The organism is Methanosarcina mazei S-6 (genome assembly GCF_000970205.1).
Classification (GTDB): domain Archaea; phylum Halobacteriota; class Methanosarcinia; order Methanosarcinales; family Methanosarcinaceae; genus Methanosarcina; species Methanosarcina mazei.
In genome coordinates, this window is sequence record NZ_CP009512.1 from 1,900,999 (window position 1) to 1,920,559 (window position 19,561).

Annotated in this window: 18 protein-coding genes; 8 read left to right on the forward strand and 10 right to left on the reverse strand. The window is 40.3% G+C overall.

Going from position 1 to position 19,561, the window contains the following annotated elements; all coding sequences use genetic code 11:
* Positions 1-232 precede the first annotated feature (232 nt).
* The 3 genes from MSMAS_RS08190 to MSMAS_RS08200 all read right to left on the reverse strand — a co-directional run bounded on the left by MSMAS_RS08190 (position 233) and on the right by MSMAS_RS08200 (position 5,219).
* Complete coding sequence (locus tag MSMAS_RS08190; protein WP_048037616.1) at positions 233-1,438, reverse strand: restriction endonuclease subunit S; 1,206 nt, start codon at positions 1,436-1,438, stop codon at positions 233-235.
* 11 nt (positions 1,439-1,449) lie between these two features.
* Positions 1,450-4,311, reverse strand: coding sequence for a type I restriction endonuclease subunit R (locus MSMAS_RS08195; RefSeq protein ID WP_048046430.1), 2,862 nt, complete (start codon positions 4,309-4,311; stop codon positions 1,450-1,452).
* Positions 4,312-4,688: 377 nt separating this feature from the next.
* The gene (locus tag MSMAS_RS08200) at positions 4,689-5,219 is read right to left on the reverse strand and encodes a flavodoxin domain-containing protein (protein WP_011035038.1); all 531 of its coding nucleotides are present in this window, start codon (positions 5,217-5,219) and stop codon (positions 4,689-4,691) included.
* Positions 5,220-5,816: 597 nt separating this feature from the next.
* Here MSMAS_RS08200 and MSMAS_RS08205 point away from each other — a divergent pair.
* Positions 5,817-6,122 (forward strand): MscL family protein, encoded by a 306-nt coding sequence (locus MSMAS_RS08205; protein WP_048037620.1) that lies wholly within the window; start codon positions 5,817-5,819, stop codon positions 6,120-6,122.
* A 141-nt stretch (positions 6,123-6,263) separates the two neighbouring features.
* Here the strand turns inward: MSMAS_RS08205 and MSMAS_RS19770 are convergent, their stop codons facing one another.
* A complete protein-coding gene (locus MSMAS_RS19770; protein ID WP_268988864.1) occupies positions 6,264-6,386 on the reverse strand; it encodes a hypothetical protein in 123 nt (40 codons plus the stop codon).
* A gap of 138 nt (positions 6,387-6,524) precedes the next feature.
* On the opposite strand from MSMAS_RS19770, the gene MSMAS_RS08210 reads away from it, so the two are divergent.
* Both MSMAS_RS08210 and MSMAS_RS18800 read left to right on the forward strand, forming a co-directional pair.
* Entirely contained in the window at positions 6,525-7,046 is a 522-nt protein-coding gene (locus MSMAS_RS08210) for a cob(I)yrinic acid a,c-diamide adenosyltransferase (protein WP_015413084.1), read from the forward strand.
* Between the two features lie 802 nt (positions 7,047-7,848).
* Positions 7,849-8,007 (forward strand): hypothetical protein, encoded by a 159-nt coding sequence (locus MSMAS_RS18800; RefSeq protein ID WP_155395360.1) that lies wholly within the window; start codon positions 7,849-7,851, stop codon positions 8,005-8,007.
* 548 nt (positions 8,008-8,555) lie between these two features.
* On the opposite strand, the gene MSMAS_RS08215 is transcribed toward MSMAS_RS18800, so the two are convergent.
* The 3 genes from MSMAS_RS08215 to MSMAS_RS08225 all read right to left on the reverse strand — a co-directional run bounded on the left by MSMAS_RS08215 (position 8,556) and on the right by MSMAS_RS08225 (position 10,972).
* Positions 8,556-9,182, reverse strand: coding sequence for a LysE family transporter (locus MSMAS_RS08215; RefSeq protein ID WP_011035035.1), 627 nt, complete (start codon positions 9,180-9,182; stop codon positions 8,556-8,558).
* A 237-nt stretch (positions 9,183-9,419) separates the two neighbouring features.
* Positions 9,420-10,172, reverse strand: coding sequence for an ABC transporter permease (locus MSMAS_RS08220; RefSeq protein WP_011035034.1), 753 nt, complete (start codon positions 10,170-10,172; stop codon positions 9,420-9,422).
* Complete coding sequence (locus MSMAS_RS08225) at positions 10,169-10,972, reverse strand: daunorubicin resistance protein DrrA family ABC transporter ATP-binding protein (RefSeq protein WP_011035033.1); 804 nt, start codon at positions 10,970-10,972, stop codon at positions 10,169-10,171. The genes MSMAS_RS08220 and MSMAS_RS08225 overlap by 4 nt, the downstream gene beginning before the upstream one ends.
* 755 nt (positions 10,973-11,727) lie before the next feature.
* Here MSMAS_RS08225 and htpX point away from each other — a divergent pair.
* The 3 genes from htpX to MSMAS_RS08240 all read left to right on the forward strand — a co-directional run bounded on the left by htpX (position 11,728) and on the right by MSMAS_RS08240 (position 14,299).
* Complete coding sequence (gene htpX, locus MSMAS_RS08230; protein ID WP_011035032.1) at positions 11,728-12,612, forward strand: zinc metalloprotease HtpX; 885 nt, start codon at positions 11,728-11,730, stop codon at positions 12,610-12,612.
* Between the two features lie 234 nt (positions 12,613-12,846).
* Positions 12,847-13,476 carry a PspA-associated protein PspAB gene (gene pspAB, locus MSMAS_RS08235; RefSeq protein WP_015413078.1) on the forward strand — a complete coding sequence of 210 codons (630 nt, stop codon included), beginning with the start codon at positions 12,847-12,849 and terminating at the stop codon, positions 13,474-13,476.
* Between the two features lie 256 nt (positions 13,477-13,732).
* The gene (locus MSMAS_RS08240; protein ID WP_011035030.1) at positions 13,733-14,299 is read left to right on the forward strand and encodes a metal-dependent hydrolase; all 567 of its coding nucleotides are present in this window, start codon (positions 13,733-13,735) and stop codon (positions 14,297-14,299) included.
* A 572-nt stretch (positions 14,300-14,871) separates the two neighbouring features.
* On the opposite strand, the gene MSMAS_RS08245 is transcribed toward MSMAS_RS08240, so the two are convergent.
* A complete protein-coding gene (locus tag MSMAS_RS08245; RefSeq protein ID WP_011035029.1) occupies positions 14,872-15,816 on the reverse strand; it encodes a carbohydrate kinase family protein in 945 nt (314 codons plus the stop codon).
* 302 nt (positions 15,817-16,118) lie between these two features.
* Between MSMAS_RS08245 and MSMAS_RS08250 the strand changes: the two genes are divergently transcribed.
* Complete coding sequence (locus tag MSMAS_RS08250) at positions 16,119-17,462, forward strand: MATE family efflux transporter (RefSeq protein ID WP_011035028.1); 1,344 nt, start codon at positions 16,119-16,121, stop codon at positions 17,460-17,462.
* A 123-nt stretch (positions 17,463-17,585) separates the two neighbouring features.
* Here the strand turns inward: MSMAS_RS08250 and MSMAS_RS08255 are convergent, their stop codons facing one another.
* Together MSMAS_RS08255 and MSMAS_RS08260 are read right to left on the reverse strand one after the other, a co-directional pair.
* Positions 17,586-17,795, reverse strand: coding sequence for a DUF2795 domain-containing protein (locus tag MSMAS_RS08255; RefSeq protein ID WP_015413074.1), 210 nt, complete (start codon positions 17,793-17,795; stop codon positions 17,586-17,588).
* Between the two features lie 510 nt (positions 17,796-18,305).
* Complete coding sequence (locus tag MSMAS_RS08260) at positions 18,306-18,821, reverse strand: undecaprenyl-diphosphatase (RefSeq protein ID WP_200895166.1); 516 nt, start codon at positions 18,819-18,821, stop codon at positions 18,306-18,308.
* Positions 18,822-19,245: 424 nt separating this feature from the next.
* Between MSMAS_RS08260 and MSMAS_RS08265 the strand changes: the two genes are divergently transcribed.
* A complete protein-coding gene (locus MSMAS_RS08265; RefSeq protein ID WP_011035025.1) occupies positions 19,246-19,548 on the forward strand; it encodes a DUF3303 domain-containing protein in 303 nt (100 codons plus the stop codon).
* The last annotated feature ends 13 nt before the right edge of the window (positions 19,549-19,561 follow it).

Sequence of the window (19,561 nt, forward strand, 5' to 3'; positions counted from 1 at the left end):
AATATGTAAAAAGACGAAAAACAGTAAAAAAGAAGATTTAAAAAGCAAAGATGAGCGATAAAACCTTAATGAGTTATTATTTGCCTATTACTTCTCTTTTTATCTTTATTTCTTCTTTTTTATCATTTTGGGAAAGGCCGCTCTCCTTCGTCGAGCGTGACAAGAACGGTTCGATAAAGCTAATACGGTTTTAAGGGTCAGAGTTCAAGATTCAATTTCTTACAATTCATGCTTATGAAACCAGTTTCCCGGTGAAGGCTTTCTGCATGAGGGCATCGAAGAGGCTATTTATTTCAAGTGAGGATTGCTGTTGGTTAGATCTTGTTCTATCCAATTGTTCTACTATTGTGGTAAATCGTTGTTGCTGTTTAATAGGTGGTAAAATAACATCGATGTCTTTAATCTGACTGAACTCTAAGTTGTCGGCCGTAACCGATCTGACGCGATTTAGCAGATCTCTCTGGTAAATCTTGAAATAGTAAAGCATAAAGAAAGAATTTGTGAGTTTATCGTCGAAAACAAAACCTTTCATATCTTGGTTCATTGTAACTTTACAATTATTTATTGCTATAGGAAGTGTATGTTTTAGGATTCCACTGCGGATAACCATAAGTAAAGAATATGGAGGTATTAATTTTGTCGAACTCTCTTCAATTGCTTTTTCTGAAATATGATCTATGCTGTCTTGGATAAAATCCTGCTTCATATCTTTAGGAGTGACCCAAGGAATATCGCCCTCGTAGTATTCTGGCTTGGATTTAGAAGGAGTTCCGCCTCCATATATTTTCACACATAATTTTTCAAGTTTTTCAGTGTTCCAACCCATTGGATTTGTAACTGGATCTCCAAAAATCTCCAAAAACACACTCTGAAGAAGCTTCTGAGTCAACTCATCCGCCTGTGCCCGAAGTTTTCTCGTTTCTTCGGCTTTTTCGAGGATGGAGACTATTTTTTGCTGAGTTTTGAGGGGAGGTAAAATTATTTCAATTTTTTTGAGTGCATTAATTGGTATAAATTTCTGGTTTCCACCGTCTGCTCTTTTAAGCAAAGAGTTATGTACTTGTTCACATTTCAGGTAATATCTAATATATTTATTGAAGACAATGTCTTCCTTTAATTTGAATAAAGCTACATTTTTTATGCTAAATTCAAAGTCTACATTAACAATGGTTGGTTTTCCGATTGTTCCTATTTTTGAGTATAATATGTCTCCTTTTTCCGGTTTGGATCTTCTTATTATTTGTTGATGTTGTTCTGTTGTTATATAAGTTACATTTTCAAAAGAAATCCCATCTTCAGTGAGATCTTTAGAAGTGACTAAAGGAACACCTATTTCCTTATCTACAAGTGGTGTTTTATCATGTGTTCCATCGGTGACAAGATTACAAATATATTCAAGATTTGTAATCTTCCATCCTTCAGGCAGTTTGTTTTCCATTTTTCAACCCTTCACATAAACAGATCTTTTTCAACGCCTTTGCAGATGTCGATAAAAGAATTTAACTCTTCCTGACTGAACATCGGGAAGGGAGCAGTTGTGCCGAAGTTGGTGAAGGGGGGCTGCCAGAGGGTGGAGTATTCGATGTGCTTCTTTTTCAGGAAGACGGTCTGGAGGGTCAGGATGAAGTTGAGCTGGTCTGAGGAATAGTGTTTATTGTTTCCGATTATGTAGGTCTGGAAGGCGTCTTTGATCAGGGCGTCGGGGGCGGGGGAGGAGTAGAGGCCCAGCACCTGGCGAATGAAGTCCGTAAGCGAAGCCTGCTGGCTGGGGTAGAGGTCGAAAAGGCTGGCTAGGCTGGAAAGTTTCGGGTTGTCAGGGGCGAGGGCTGCGTTCAGGAGGGTTTCCTCAAGCTGTTCGAGGTCGTAATCGGTGAGAGGTTCGTTATTTTTGATTTTCCGGACAGCGGGGTGGGTTTCGGCAAGGGCTTTAATGCGGGCTTCGACTTCGCGGCGGTAGGCTTCCACATAGGAGGGGTCATTTCCGTCTGAGATCTCCCACTTTTTTCTTTCGGCAATGATGTCGCTCATGTCGATTACTATCGTTTCGCGGGGCTCTTTTGCCATGTAGGGCATAAGGGGAGCGAGGTCGGAGAGGAGGAGCTGCACGTCTTCAAAGCTTACGGTTTCCCAGAAGGAGCGGGAAAGCACGTTGTCCATCAGGGCTTCTCTTGCACGGACCGAATCAAGGGTGCGGGGGAGGCGGTCCACCATTTCGGCAATTGAGGTTTTCAGGCGGTCGATTTCTGCCTTATCGTTTTCCAGAAGCGCGTAAGCCAGTTTTTCGCAGCGCAGGGTGAAGGTCGCTTCCTTGAGGTTCACGTCCGGCTTGAACTTCATCAGGGGCATGATCTTTTTCTGCAGGAACTCGACCGGGTCAATGGCTATATTGTCCCAGAGTTTCGGGGAAAGGGCTTTTTCCATGTCCTGAAGATGTTCCCGCACGTTTACCGAATCGCGGGGAAGGGATTCGATATCGGAAATAATCTTTGCTTTTACCTGCTCGGCGGCTTTTCCTGATGCCGGGTCTCTGCGCTGCATCAGTTCTCCGAGCTGTTTGAGCCGGGTCAGGAAGATGCGATTTGTAATCGCCTCGGCGGACTCGTTTTTTGCGCCTTCGGGGTTCATGTTCCAGTACTCGAAGTTGTTCCAGAAGTCGAAGACCTTAAAGTATTCTTTTTTTCCGTCAGGCAGCCATTCCCTGTGTTCGCAGGCTCCGTCTGCACGTGTGCCTCTGCCAAGCATCTGCCAGAACTTGATTTTTGAAAATACGGGTTTTGCAAAGACAAGATTGCAGACCTCGGGGACATCGATTCCGGTGTCCATCATGTCAACTGAAATTGCAATTCTCGGGAAAGGCTTTTCTTCAAAGTCCTTGATCAACTGCTGGGCTCTTGAGTCCTCGGAGACGATAATTCGTGCAAGCTTCCCTTTATGTTCGGGGTATAGCTTCTCAAAAGCTTCCCAGAGCCTCTTTGCGTGCAGTTTCGAGATTGCAAAAAAGATAGTTTTTGCAGGCAGGGTTCCGGCCTGATCTGTAAGGCAGTTCTCCATAAACTCCCGAACAATTGCTTCTGACGTGCCCTTAACTGCAACTTTCTTCTCAAGCTCAGTGCCTTCAAAGTTAATATCATCGGGGTCGATTCCTTTCTTAATCAGTTCTTCTCGCTCGCCTTCGGTCAGGTTTTCGGGCTTTAAGCCTTCGATCTGGAAATATGTCCTGGCGCCCGAGATATTCTTCCTGAAATCGCAGAGCACGCCGTCCCGAACAGCATCTTCATAAGAGTAAAGGGCAGTTGGGATATCGTCGTGGCACTCGAAAAACCTGAAGGTGTCCCTGTCCACCATATCTGCCGGCGTCGCAGTCAACCCTATCTGGATTGCGTCAAGGTAGGTAAAAATCCCTTTCCACTTCGAATAAATCGACCTGTGGGCTTCGTCCGAAAAGATAAGGTCAAAAGCTCCGGGAGAAATCCTGTATTTTCCGTTTCTGTCTTTCTGGTTGTAAATCTCCTGAAAAGTCTGAATCGTGGAAACGTAAAGCCTGCAATTGGAATTGTAGTTTCCTGAATGGATAATTTCTTTTGTTTCCTCAGGGAAATATCGCAGGTATCCCTTTTCATAAGCCTGTTTTCGAAGAGCTTTTCTGTCTGTCAAAAATAGAACTCTCTGAACCCTGCTTTCCCGCATGAGCTGGTCGATAATAGCCATTGCAACTCTGGTTTTTCCAGTTCCGGTTGCCATCACAATCAGAGCTTTCCTGTGCCCTTTGTGTATATGTTCGACAACCCTTGTCGCAACCTCTACGCTTTTTGCCCTGTCAACAATGTTTCCGTCAATGTCGATTTCAGTTTCCCGCTCCGAATATTTTCGCTGGTAGAGAAGCCTTTCAAGATCTTCTGGGGAATAAAACCCTTTTATCTGGCGGGGTCCGTAGCGTTCCCTGTCCCATAACCATATCTGGTAACCGTTTGAAAGAAAAATAAAAACTTCTTCCCCTGTCTGTGTCTTTATATCATCGGCATACTCTTCAGCCTGCTTCTGTCCCAGAATAGGGTCTTTAGTTGTTCGTTTGGCTTCAATAATGGCAAGCGGTTTTCCGGTACTGTCCAGAAGCAGATAGTCCGCATACTTGCTTTCAGCATCATTTCTGCGGGTTTCGTTGACCTGTCTGTAATCCTGCTTTTTAATATCAGATTGTATTGTATCGACTTCGAGGACAACCTTCGACCTGTCACCAACGTCCCAGCCATGCTCCTTAAGTAAAACGTCTATTTTCATTTTCCTTGTCAGGAACTCGTTCAGGTCGAGCATCTTCACCCTCGAAGTTATGTTACGAAAGATCTTTTATCAAAATTATATCCCCCTATATAAATAGATTAGGAATTATATCAAGATGTTCGGTAATAAATATTCAAACATTTAGATTGTTTTTATTCTTTTTTTAAACGCACAATTTTTAAAAACACTGGTATCTGGAAGTTATTTGCTGGAGCAGATCAGTTCTTCCCTGAAAGAAAAATAAAGTTGAGAATGAAAAATGTTCTTGAATGATAAAAGAAAAGTTGGAAGATATATTCCACCAGATCAGGGGCGTGATTATTTTTCAGCAGCACAGATTTTTACTGCAGACACCGGGACAGAAACATTTAACGCTATTCATAGCCTCTTTCCTTCAAGGTCATAAATCATTATGTCAAAGCAGGCTGAAGCCGGGTGGCAAGCTGGCCCGCCCAGTCTCGGATTTCTATCCAGTCCCGGATGTCGCTTGCCGGCATATTGTGTATGGGGCTTGCAGGCAGTCTGGCAAGTAAGCTGTCAGGAAAACGCAGATTTTTCGGATCGAACTTACCTCCAAATATTTTTGTGTCAACTGGTCTGAACCAGGGAAACTTTCCCAGATCTTTATCCAAATTTGAACGTGCTTCTTTCCACTCCTCTTCCTCATTACTCAACGGTCCGAGTACAAAAATTGCAACCGGCAGTTTTTTGAGCGCTTCATGGTGCTTCGAAAGAAAACCTGCTGCATCTTTATGCAGGTGGGTTACATAAATTGGTGCACCAAGCACGACAGCAGAATATTCCTCAAGAGAATGCACTTTTTTCGCGTGCTCAAGGTCTACTGTAAGGCCATTTTCCTGCAAGATCTTTGTGATCGACTCAGCTACTTCCTTTGTTGAACCGTATTTCGAAGCATAAGCCACAAGAGTTCTGGTTTCCATCCTAACTAATTCCCCCTATAACTGTTATTTTCACTCCTGTTACTTGTCATCTTCGGACACAGTTCTCGTTGACACAGTTCTCGTTAAATGTCGCTCTGATATTCCCGGGTTTCCTTCAACAGGTATACTCTGTCAGGATCACCCGTATTCATTAATTCCTTAATATTTATAGATAGAAAAAGTTTTAAGTCGTGTAATCTATTCTTAATTTTTTTATTTTATTCACGTGAAGTTTATGTAGATTTGACTCTTTTACTCTTAAGTATTACTGAGGACATCATTTTCCAAAAACGGCTTCTTACTGCTTTTCCCGGCTATAAAAGTGGAATTTGAAATATACCTGTTCAATGAATTTCAGGATAGCTAATCTCTTAATTTTTGCTTTCAGGGTCCTAACGATCTATCTAAAGATTTAAGCCCTTATCACAGGCTTCTATGAGGTATAAATGTGTACAAAACAGGTTTGAGGGCTATGGAATACATGCAAAGGGTATTTATCTCATTAAGATTATAATATGATTAATTTAATCTACATAATAAAGTAATTAATTTAATTTTTGTAGATATAATTATTAAAAAATATTTTGGAGGAATATCGTGGGACTTATTGGTGAGTTTAAGGAATTTCTTTATGAGTACAAAGTAATTCCCCTGGCAATTGCTTTGATTATGGGTATCGCATCGACGGCTTTTATAAAATCCTTTGTGGACAACATTATTATGCCGATCATAACACCTTTTATCCCCGGAGGGGCCTGGAGGACAGCAACGATTGATATCGGTCCGATAGTACTGGGCTGGGGTGCTTTTCTCGGAGAACTGATAAACTTCATAATTATTGCATTTGTGGTCTTTATTATCGCCAAAAAAGTGCTGAAAGAAGAAAAAGTTGAGAAAAGATAATAGGAAATCACAATTTTTTCTATTACTTTTTGCTCATCATTTTTCTTTTTAATTTTTAAACTTTTTTTATTCTTTTATTATTTTGTTCATTATTTATATTCATTGTTTAATCCATTGTTTATTTCATCCCTGTCTGCAGTTTTATATTTCAAGCTCAGGTTTTTCGTCCATTTCCGGGATCCCTGTGGAGATGATCAGATCAGCCTTACTGCAGAAGAATACGGACCTGTGCTTATACAGGACTTCCTCAGGGAAAAAACTCATTTTTTAGATCAGATATGTTAGATAATTATTCAAGGGTATGACTCTGGTAGATATAACATGAAAACAAAATAATGTACGGTTAATGTACGGTTCCGCAAACTAAGCTTCTTTAAGAAAGCACATTTTCTGAGGTGTAAAATGGCCGGTGGCATGGTATACATTTATACTGGGGAAGGGGAAGGAAAGACAACAAATGCACTCGGGCTGGCTCTCAGAGCGGTAGGACACGGATACAGTGCAGTAATTATCCAGTTCATGAAAGGTAGAAAGTACATAGGGGAATACAAAATTAAGGACAGGCTCGCACCGGAATACGAGATCCACCAGTTCGGAAGGGAAGAGTTCATAGATTTCAGGAACCCTGTGCCTCTGGATTATGAGCTGGCAGAAAAAGGACTCGAATTCGCAAAAGAAGCCCTCGGAAAGAAGCCCAGAATACTGGTGCTGGACGAGATAAACCTTGCAGCTCATTTTGGCATTGTGAAAACAGAAGATATCCTGAAATTGCTGGAAGACATCCCTGAAGAGACAACAGTCATTCTGACAGGCCGGAGAGCTCCAGAAGAACTGGTAGAAAGGGCAGACCTGGTAACTGAAATGAAATTTGTGAAGCATCCTTTTGAAAAAAAAGTCCCTGCAAAGGAAGGGCTTGAATATTGACTCATTTTTAAATATTTCCGGCTAATTTGCCACAATTTTTCCTGCAAATTTAATAATTCAGCTTTTTCTTTCCATAATTAGAGCCACTATTCTTTCTTCAGGCAGCGAGACACCGGGAGAGTTCATCCTTTCTCTTTTACGCGATATCTTTTTGTAATATGTTTCAGTATATGACTTATACTTCTATATTCCAGCTTAAGTCTTAAAATCCATATTCCAGCTTAAGTCTTAAAATCCATATTCCAGCTTAAGTCTTAAAATCCATATTCCAGCTTAAGTCTTAAAATCCATATTCCAGCTTAAATCTCAAAATCCATATTCCAGCTTAAGCCTCAAAAGATCATTTGATGTGGAAAAGTTTCTAGCTCCTCACAACTCTTTTTAACGTGGTTACTATTATTTTCATGCAATTAAAAATTTCAATATAATATAATTATTTAATTATATCGAATTTTATAATAAAAATTATTTTTTTTAATCAATTATGATATATATCTCCAGCTCATTATAGATGTACAGATTAAGGGTAATAGGGTTTCCTCTTAATCTATGGGTTGGATCGAAGGTAGGGACCTGAGAATAGGGACTCAGCCCCTACCATCTACTTCTAAACTAAACTTCAGAAACATCACGTCTTTTTTATCTTTCTGGCTTAACCAGATACCATCTACCTGTACCTTTATTCGTGTTTACATTGACTTTTGCATTTGAGCCTGCTTCAAAAAAGAGTTGAAATAAGCTCTTATTCCTGTTTTTTATGAATATAAATATTTATTTATATCTTCAATTTTAATAATATATTATGTCTTCACTGGTTGGTAATGCTGAAGCCATCAGTCAACAGATCTCTCCAGATACAGCTTTTGGGTGCGTCCTTACCCTGGTACTTATTGGCCTTATTTTGCTTTTTCTTTTATTTTCCACTTTACGCCGTGATGTCTGGCACAGGCCGAGTGTATAACCTTTCTTCCGCACTTTTCTCTTTAAAGCAAATATAGCTCTGATTTTCCATGTTTTTATTCAGATTTACAGGAAGAAGGGTAAACCCCCAATTTTTAGCTTCATAGGACGTAGGCGTCAACTCCCAGGCATTTAACCGTTTCTCTGCCAGCTTGTCCGGGAGCTCTGCCCATAAAGCAGAAAGAAGTTGAAGAAATCAAATAAGCAGACAAAAAAAATCAAATAAGTAGATTAAAAATCAAATAAACAGACAAAAAGTGAAAGAAATTTAAGAACGCTACAAAGAGTATAAAAAACGCTACAAAGATTGAGCCAATCCCAAAACTCATCACTGCGGCTCTAAGTCCTGTATCCAAAATAATAAATCGAGTCTCTGATCATGAAAATCATTCGAAAAATTTTACTGGTGCGAGGTTTAATTTGGTTTTGGGATGAACTCAGTAATAAAAGTAAGATTGTATACTATGCCAATTCATTCTCTTTTTTACAGGTCAAGCCGCTCTCCTCTGTCGAGCGACAAAAAGACCCGGTATCTCCAATCACTAAACTTCAAATTAACCTCAATGAATCCATACCCACTTTAATAAATGTCAGTCCAAATATAATCTGGGCGATTCCAAGAGCATGGACTATAGACAGATAATATTTGCTGTTTATGAAATACTTTGACTTCTCCACAATCAACGCAACAATTATCTTTGACCCTACCAGGAGCAAATAAAAGCCTGCTATGAATAAAATTGTAGCCCAGACATGAATACTCAGGCTTTTAAAAATTAGCGGCCCTCCTATGGACAGCCAGAATACATATGGGTGAGGGTTTCCAAAATTAACAATAATCCCTTTTTTAAGGGCACCACTCTTTTCTGCACTTAATTCAATGCTTCCCTTTTTAATTTTAAGGGATTCGACTCCTGAATATATCAGGTATGAAGCCCCAGAAAAAGCAATAATTCCTATAAATAGATCAGAACTTGTAAGATGTGACAGAACAAAGAGTACAGCCAGAACTATTGGCAGGTCGGTAATTAAAGGAGAAACTGCGACCTTTATTCCGTCCCACTTGCCATGTTGCAGAGTTTCGGAAATGGTTACAGCCAGAAGAGGGCCTGGGGATGTTCCTGCAGCAAGCCCGAGAAATGCTCCAAAGCCGAAATATTCAATAAAATCAAGCATCTTTAATGCCTCATTTTTCATAACTGTACTATTATGTCTAAACTAATACTTTAAAGCTGTATTCAGTACATTGAAACCCTTACTTATAATTTTACTTTCTTATAATTTTAGTTTCTATACTCACATATAGTATTGAGGGTCTTTACTGAGAATCTTCAGATTATGAGTTAACCCCTGACCTGGCATCTAAAAATCTGGCGTACTAGCATTGAGATTCATATTTAAAAAAAGAGGCATTTACGCCTCAACTCTTGAAAACAGGAATGCTCCGATTATGCAGACAAGGACAGATAATATAAACATTATTGCAAAGTCATTATGAATTCCAAACACGCTCATCCCTGCAAGGGCTCCTCTCATGCCGTCCACACCATAGGTGAGGGGGTCGATCCTGCTTATGAAGTATATTGCAGAAGGGAGATTTTCCAGAGGGAAGAGGGCACCTGAGAGGAAAAAGATGGGCATTATCAGAAAGTTCATAATAAGCTGAAAACCCTGCATGTCCTTCATCATGGAAGCTATGGCGAGTCCCAAACCTGTAAAGAAGATAGCTATCAGAAACATGAAGGTCATCCCGAGAGCCAGGCTAGACAGGCTTGAAATCCTGAAGCCGAGAAGATAGGTGAGGCAAAGTACTACCAGCCCCTGTATTATGGCTATGGTTGCACCTCCAAAGGTTTTCCCGAGCATGATTTCTGTCCTTGAAATGGGAGCTACAAGTGTTTCTTTAAGGAAGCCGAACTGCCTGTCCCAGATGACTTCCAGCCCTGAAAAAATGGCTGTAAAAAGAATCGACATTGCGACAATTCCGGGTGCGAGGAAGTCCATATAGTTTGCTCCTCCGCTGGCTCTGGTATACATCGGCCCGAATCCGAAGCCAAAGGCAACCATGAAAAGAAGAGGCTGCCCGAGAGAACCTATAAGCCGCGCTTTTGAACGCCAGTAATGCTTAAGCTGCCTGAGCCAGAGGATGTAGATTACCTCAATCAAATCCTGCCCCTCCTTCCTTTTCCTCTCATAAACCTCGTTTTACTTCCTGCACTTCCGTTTTCGTCCCTTATGTCCCTGCCTGTAAGTTTAAGGAAGGCTTCTTCTAAAGACTCGGTTTCATTATTGGTTTTTATTTTTTCCAGAGTGCCGGATTCTATGATTTTTCCGTGGTCTATAATTGCTATTTCGTCAGCTACCTCTTCGGCTTCATCCATGTAATGAGTTGTCAGAAAAATCGTCATGCCCCTTTCTTCATTCAGGTTTTTTATATGGGTCCAGATAGACTTTCTCGTCTGGGGGTCAAGCCCCACAGTGGGCTCGTCAAGAAAAAGGATCTTCGGATAATGAACAAGAGCCCTGGCAATCTCAAGCCTGCGTTTCATTCCTCCGGAATACTTTTTTACGAAATCTTTCCGCCTGTCCCAGAGCCCCACAATTTCAAGTGCCTGTCGAATTCTGTTTTCCCTCTCTTTTCTGGGAACTTTGTAGATTACGGAGTGGTATACCATATTTTCGTAGGCTGTAAGCTCTTCATCAAGGCTGTGGTCCTGAAACACTATCCCGAAAGAGGCTCTTGCATTATCCTGTTCTTTCAGTGCATTGAAGCCATTTATCCAGATTTCCCCGGAAGTGGGCTTCAGGACCGTTGTAAGCATTTTGATGGTTGTAGACTTGCCTGCCCCGTTAGGCCCGAGGAAAGCAAATATAGAGCCTGTTTTTACATCAAAACTGATTCCTTTTACTGCGGTGAAATCTTCAAATTTTTTTGTCAGAGATTTAACTGTGAGTATGTTTTGCATGAGAGGACCTGAAATTCTTTTTTCAATAAGGAAAGGAGTAGTTCAATACATTTCAAGTTAAAAGATCTGCTCCACACTTGGCTGAGCAGCTAAATAGAATATTTTTAAAGAACAATATTGATAGAGAATATACTTTCTGCTACTGAAATGAAGACATTATTTATAAATTCTGTTATTTAAATAGAATATGGATTTCATAATCCCAGGTATAATATCTTGAATATCAATAACACGAAATAATAAATCTCTTTAACAGCCTTTTCAAATGATCTGTTGACATTAACCGGCGCAGGTTAAACAATTCCCGACACTTTTTGTGTAAATCCTGTCTCTTAAAGCCACTCTGTTATGGATTTATCTCTGTTTTATGGATTTATCTCTGTTTTCTAAAAGGAAAGGATTTAAATCCTTAAGGAAATGTTTTATTGAAGACAACAGGAGGCTGGCTTTCAGGTTTTGCAGTGCCGGGTCTAAGAACCTCTATGTCACACATTGATATTTAAATATTATTTTGATATTTAAATATTATTTTGATATTTAAATATTATTTGTTAGAATCTGCTTATTTGATTCGTTTGCTTCATGCATGTAAAGTTATTTTTTATTCATAGGTATTTAAGATACCATGAATCTTCAGGCATCATAAATTCTTTAGATATCAGATAAAGTCAACATGTAAAAAACTATCCAATACCAAACTGTCTTATTATCAGCCTGCAGTATAGCTATCATATTACAGGCGGGAGCAGCAAGATATGAAAAGAAAATGGGAACGGGACCTTGGGCTTCAGGGAAGAATGCTCTTCACGATGTTTCTTCTGGCAGCAGTTTACCTTTTTTTCCTTGCATTCCTTTCATACTACGGAACATCTCAGATTTTCATAATTCTATTCATCGGTCTTTTCATGGCCGCCCAGTATTTTTATTCGGATAAGATGGTGCTCTGGACAACAGGGGCGCAGATTGTTTCTGAAAGTGAAGCCCCGCAGCTCCACGGGATGATTACCAGGCTCTGCGCAATAGCTGACCTCCCGAAACCTCAGGTTGCAATTGTAAGGACGCAGGTCCCAAACGCCTTTGCTACAGGCAGGAACCAGAATAAAGCTGTTGTTGCGGTTACGACAGGGCTTATGGACAAACTCTCTCCTGCTGAACTTGAAGCAGTACTTGCGCATGAATTGAGCCATGTAAAGAACAGGGACATGGCTGTCCTGACGATTGCCAGTTTTCTCTCATCAGTGGCTTTCTATATTGTACGCTACAGCCTTTATTTCGGGAATATGGGAGGAGGCAGAAGGAAGGAAGGCGGAGGTATTATGCTTGTCTGGCTTGTTTCCATCGTGGTCTGGATTGTCAGCTTTTTACTGATCCGCGCCCTTTCCCGTTACAGAGAATTCTCTGCTGACAGGGGAGCGGCTGTTATCACCGGGCAGCCTGCAAATCTTGCTTCTGCCCTTATGAAGATAAGCGGAGTTATGGATAGAGTGCCAGGTGATGACCTCAGAAAAGTCGAAGGCATGAACGCCTTTTTTATTATACCTGCAATCTCAGGCTCTTCTATAATGGACATCTTTTCCACCCACCCTTCAGTGGAAAAGAGGATAGCAAAGCTTGAGAAAATGCAGCAGGAAATGAGTTGAAATAAATGAATTGATGAAAAGTCATGTTAAGAACAAAAATGCAAATTAAAGAACAAAAAAGATGAATCAAAAAGATGACTCAAAAAATGAATCAAAAAAATGAAAAATTTAATAAAAGTTAGATTGATTAAAAGCTAAATGGATTAAAACTGCATTGATTAATTAAACTGATTAAAAGCTGAATTATTAAAACTGGATTGATTAAAAAACGAGATTATAAAGGAGATAAGCTTGATGGGTTTCCGGAATTTTGTGGATGCGGTCCTTGGGAGAAGCAGGCTTCCAAAAGCAAAAAGTGACAAGCTATTTGCAATCTCTACAGCAAGCATCACCCTGGAAAGCAGTCTTGGCCTGAAGCCTTCAGGATATGCAGGGATCTGTTTTAAGCCTTTAGGGGCTACCTCTTACGAATCTGCGAGAAAGGAAATCGAAGAGCTTCTGGAATTCAGTTCAAAGGAGACTGAAACTGACTTCAGGCTCGAAAAAGATGAATTTAACTTTCTCTGGGCTATTTTTAAAGATCCTGATTTCGAAGACCTTGTTGCCAGTATTCACCTTGTAAGCCAGACACTTGAAGACAGGGGCTTTGGCGAGCAGATCCTCTGTGCCATTTACAGGTTTGACAGAGAGCCTGAAATTCGGACAGCCGGGCAGGATGAAAAAGCCCATGCAAAAGGAGCCAGAGGAAAATCAGTTTACTGGATCTATAACTTTAAACAGGGGACTTATTATCCCTTTATTCCTCTCTCTGGCAAACAGAGAGACAGCCCCTTTGAATTCAGGCTCAGGGCAGAAATGGAAAGAGAAATGCCTGTAGAAAAGAATGTGGAAAAATGGTATCCCCTCTGGGGAATTCCTTTCTAATTTCTTTTAACCTGTGCGGTGCCATTCTCCATAAAAGGTCATTCTTTCCCTCTGGACCGGGAAGAAAGGATTCTCTTAAAAAGATGGAAAAAAACGGAACAGCCAAATATGAGTGATACTACTTTATTATTTTTCAAACTCCTCCCTTACGGATTTTCATTTTTCTTCCGGGAAGTGCAGTCGGGCAGGCTTTTTCGTACAAATTTATTACTGTGCATCCGATAATATTTAATATCAAAGAACAGTTTAATTCCTGATGCTTCTCTTTGGACATCTGTTTGTTACACTCGGGATATTTTTTGGGCTTGCGATTTTTATACCTCGATTGAAGACGGTAATAAATCCGCGATATCTGGCGATTGGAGCTATTTTACCTGATTTAATAGACAAACCAATCGGTGAAGTGATTTTTGCTTCAACTTTCGGAAACGGACGCATTGTGGGTCATACCCTGCTGTTTTCCCTTCTTCTGTTTCTGGCAGGACTGTACCTGTATGATAAAAGAAGAGATATCAGGGCTCTTTCTCTTTCTGCTGGTTCTTTCCTGCACATTTTCGAAGACCGAATGGGAGCAGACCCTTATACTTTCTTCTGGCCCCTGTTTGGATGGAGTTTTCCCAGAGACTCAAGGGACTTTATCGGAGTTGAACATCTGGTTACAATGTTGATCAAATCTTTTCACCTTGAATTTTTATTAGCTCATGTTACGGAAATTCGGGCAATACTGACAGGGGTCTTAATAGGAGTTATAATAGTTCTGTACTGGTCGAAAAAAAGATTTAAAAAGAAAGATTCCAGTAAAATAGTAAGAGAAGAATTATAATTATAAGTTCTAATTTTTTAATTATTCTCGAATATAATGGCCCTTAATGCTTTTTAAATCGAAATGCCAGGGCATCATATAATTTTTCTTTTTGATTTCCTTTGATTTTTACATGTAACAGAGAATTATCAAATAATTAAAATATGCTCATTTAAGGTGAGAAATTATCATTTAAGGAGAGGAGCTTAATACTTAAGGAGATGACCTATCATTCAAGAAGATAAACTTATCATTTAAAGAGATGACCTATTATTTAAGTGGATAAGCTATCATATAAGGAGATGACCTATCATTTAAGGAGATGAGCTTATAATCTCAGGATAATTTCTATAATAAAATACCCGCATATTACGAAACTCACTATGTACAATCCGGCTGTGAAAGTATCTGGTTTTTCAGTATTTTTTTGCAATTTTTTCTCCTCTTTTTTCTCCTCTTTTCTCTTTTATGTTTTCCTTATATCCTCTTTTCTCCTTATATTAATGAAGAAAATAGTATAAATGTCCTGTAATAGGGATTTCTATCATGTAACAATATCCTGTAATCTATGTTATGTAACATCCCGTAATTTATCATGTCTTATTATATCTCTTTAACTCTTCTATAAGTTCTTCCGAATATTCCGGCACAGCGCCCGGTTTTGATGCAACGTACGTCCCCAGGGTGGTGGCAATTGATAGGGCTTTTGAAGCTCCGTTTCCGGATAGATAAGCATAAAGGAACCCTGCAGAAAAAGCATCACCCGCTCCTACGGTATCTGCGACTTCTATTGGGGAGGCACTCACTTCCTCATAAACTCCATCATGGTAAACAGCCGCCCCATCAGGTCCTTTTGTTATGCAGATCACGGACATTTCAGGGTATCTGTCCGTAAGCAGGCGGCAGAGAGTCCGGAATTTATATATGGTATCAAAAAGCATTCCGGAAATTGCTTCCGCTTCTTCTTCATTCATCTTGAGGATTGTACAGTGTTCAAGGGAAGAAAGGATCCATTCTTCTGTATAGTACTCTGCTCTCAGATTTACATCATAGAAAAAATGTTTTGTTTTTATTTCCTGAAAGAGCCTTTTAAGAGTTTTCCGGTTTTCTTCAGACCTCTGAGCAAGGGTCCCAAAGCAAAAAACATCCCATTCGTCTCCTGCAAGAGCTTCAAATTGCTTTTCATCCGGAGTAATCACATCCCATGCCACTCCTTCATTTATTGAAAAAACGGGGATTCCTTCATACTTCAATTCCACAGTAACGGTGCCTGTAGGCCTTTTCTCATCAATAAGGATGTATGAAGTATCAACTCCCATCTCTTCAGCCCTGGATAGGAGAATTTTTCCAAGCTCATCCTTTCCAACTGCTGTAAGCACAGCTGTTCTTGCCCCCAGTTTTGCAAGGTGGGCTGCCAGGTTAAGGGGGGCACCTCCCAGATGAGCTGTGCCTTTGATAGTATCGAAAAGAGCTTCCCCGAAAGTGAGTGCTCTTATCGGTTTAATAGCTCCTTTTTCACCTTTCCACTCCTTTTTCACCTTTCCACTCCTTTTTACTGGTTACTTTCAGATTTTATACTTCATATACTCTCCATGTGTGCTTCATATACTCTCCATGGCTCTTTATATACTCTTATATATACGCTTCATTTATATTCAACGGTTTCTTATACCAGGTGAGCTTTCAGCTACGTCGTTTTGCTCCTGCTGATATTTCACTCCATGTGATGTTTTTATCTCCTGCATACTTACGAAATAGTTTTATATAATATCTGCTTACGGGACATCCTGTTTAATTCAGGCTGCAGGGGAGAAATCACATTCAGGAGCACAGCAGGTTCTTGGGCACGGAAAAAGTAAGTAAACTCCTTTTCAGGCTTTCAGCCCCTTCAATTATCGGGATGCTTGTCTATGCCTTTTACAATGTAGTGGACACTATCTTCATTGGCAGGGCTCTGGGGGAGGAAAGCGTTTCCGGTATTGGGGGGCTTGTAATAGCTTTTCCAATCCACATGCTTGCAATGGGGATAGCAATCGGACTGGGGATAGGAGGTTCTTCAATTGTCTCACGGGCTCTTGGGTCAAAAGAGCTGCATAAAGCTGAAAAAGCCCTGGGAACTGTATTTTTTCTGGGAATTTTCCTGGGATTTGCCTACTCCTTTACAGGGCTTTTCTTCCTCGAATCGCTGCTGAAAATCTTTGGAGCAACCCCCGGAATAATGCCCTATGCACGGGCTTATCTTGAGATTATAATGGCAGGGTCTGCGGTTTTTACCTTAGGAATTGCAACCGAAGACCTTGTAAGAGCTGAAGGTAACGCCAGATATGCAATGTTCGGAATGATTTTCGGAGCCGGCCTGAACATAATACTTGATCCCATCTTTATTTTCTGGCTTGATATGGGAGTCAGAGGAGCCGCTATTGCAACTGTCCTTTCCCAGCTCGCAGCAACAGTCTTCCTCTTGCGTTATTTCCTTTCCGGAAAAAGCTCGGTTGTCTTTAAGCCTGAGTTACTGGTCCCTGATATGACAATCTCAAAGGAACTGGCAGTAATAGGTATCGGCCCCTTCATTATTGAAGCATCAAATAGCACCATGATGATTTTTGTAAATAATGCCCTTGCAACATACGGAGGGGATGTCTCAATTGCAGCCTTCGGGATCATCCACAGGCTTCTCATGCTCATATTTCTTCCTCTTCTAGGTATCTCTTTTGGCCTCCAGCCCATAGTGGGCTATAATTACGGGGCAAAGCAGTTTTCAAGAGTGGCGGAATCGGTTAAAGTCGCACTGATGGTGAGCACTCTATTTTCTTTGCCAGGGTTCCTGCTAATGTTCTTTTTCCCTGAACCTATCATCCAGATCTTCAGCTCTGATCCGGAACTCACAGCTGCAGGAGCCGGAGCCATGAAGATTGTTGTGCTGATCCTGCCATTCATAGGTTTCCAGCTCGTAGGCACAACAGTGTTTCAGGCTCTTGGGAAGCCCGTACCGGCTTTTGTCCTGTCACTGGCAAGACAGATCCTTTTCCTGCTGCCCCTTGTGCTGATTTTGCCGAGGTTTTACGGGCTTGACGGAGTCTGGGCTGCATTTCCGATTTCTGATTTCCTGGCGTGCGGGCTTGCAGCCGGGATGATGTGGAGAGAATACCGGAAGTATAAGAATAAAGAAAAGCAGAAGAACTAAATGTTGAACTTTACTGCCTTTTCTCAATACATTTAAAAAAAGTAAAGAAAAGGATATTTCAGTTTATATCCTGCAGTTTGAAGCGGGTTTTTGAACTCAGCTCCGGTTAGTCTCAGAACAGGTTTATATTCTTATAATCGCTTCGAGAACTTCATCAGCGCTGGCATATTCCTTGTCCTTAAGCATACCAAGTTTCTGCAGCAACATAATGTTCATTGCACCGCTCTTCCTTACATGCGCGATAAGCTCACCCTTTTTTACAGGATAATTCACATTTTTTAACACTTTCTGCATTTCCGCAGGAGCGGCCTGTGCACTACTTCCAGTTTCCATGACGTTTCCCCCTTTACCCAGTTCAGTTGCCTTTAATTTTCTATATGCGGTATCTTTCACTTTCTGCCATAGGGTATCTTGCGGATATTTTCCTCAGTAAACCTCTGGCGGTAATTCCTGGTGTTCAACCATAGATATCCGTGTTCCATTTTCAGGTATGCACCCTGAAGATCCAGTATGTTATTCTCTGCCTGCTTTCTTTCAGAAACCTGATAAGGTCTTTTGCTGGATAAATGATATCCTTATGAATATGAGCTCTTAAACCTCAAATGGACCTCGTTTGATAGTTTCACGTCAGTAAATCAGGTAGCTCTCATTTTTCCCCCTGATTGCCCACCTCTCCTATATATTATATTCAATTATATAAAAAATAATTCCGCTAAAACATTTATTAAAGGACATTTATCAGGCTTTTAAGCCCAAATTTCTTTATTTTGAAGGAAAAAAATGAAAAATACAATAAAATGCTCGAAAAACGCTCATGTCATATGGGCACTTATAAGGAAAATATTAAGACGCTTTTAATCTGCCTTTTATTATTTTTTTCTCAATATTTTCAAAATAAGAAATGAATATGCGGTTAACCGGGATTAGATAATCTTTCAGGGTGAGCAATATCCCTGTAGAAAGTGATGCCACCAGAAAAGAACCGGCTATATCCATGGGAAAATGCAGCCCCGAATACACCCTGGCAAGCCCGCTTAAGAATGCTAGAACTAAAAATATGGCACCTCTATACCTTAGATAATTGAATGCCAGGAGCATGATAGATACGGAAAACATCACCGTAGCATGGTCGGACGGAAAGGAAGACTCGGCAGCATGTGTTATCAGCAGTGTACCTGTGGGAACCATAAAAGGCCTCGGATGAAAGTAGAAAAGAGTGATAATGAAATTTATCCCGAGTCCGAGAACCGATGCATATCCGGCAAATAATGCTTCCTGGCGATATTCACTTTTTGTAAGCCAGATACAGGCAAGATAGGCAGCAAAAATATAAATGATATTCTTTGCCGCAAATATCATTGTGCTATCAAGGACATGATTTTTTCCAGCAATATCATTTATTAAATGAAATAAGGTAAGATTCGGATCCGTTATCATAAAGCTCACTTTAAAACATATATGTTTAATTTATATTATTTTATTTCGTTAATTGACTCCTGGTTCCAACATAGATTGGAAGCCAGCTGCCTGATAAATTCTGAGTTCGTGGGTCTGTAAAGAGGTATTTTCTTCTGAGATCCAAATACCGTTGTCTATTTATTCCTCAATCCTGCCCGACCAGTTAATATTGGAAAGTAAACTTAAAAAGAAATTCAAGTTTAGCTGCTGTTTAATTCCAATCTTTCTTAAAAAATTTATCTGCAATACAAAATCAATACATCTATATACTACATCTAACACTTATGAAATATATATCTCCAAATATTAATATGGGACGAAAAACATGCTTTTGTTGGACATAACAACATTTGAGCTCGAAAATAGTGTGAAGGTGTTTAAGCGGTGGGAACAGGTTGAAGGTGAAGGTTCTCCGGAAGGGCTGAAAGTTATTAACCAGTGGTTTGATGCCGGAGGAGGACGCATAATTACCGTCTATGATGTAGAGTCCATTAAAGACTATGTGGCTTACAATTTTTCATTCACTGACCTGTGCCATGTTGAAGTGTTCCCGATTGTGGGAGCCGAAGAGTTTAAAAATTTTGTATTCAAATGTATGGAAAGTTTAAATGCAAAAAATCTCTTTTGAATGCGTAATCCTG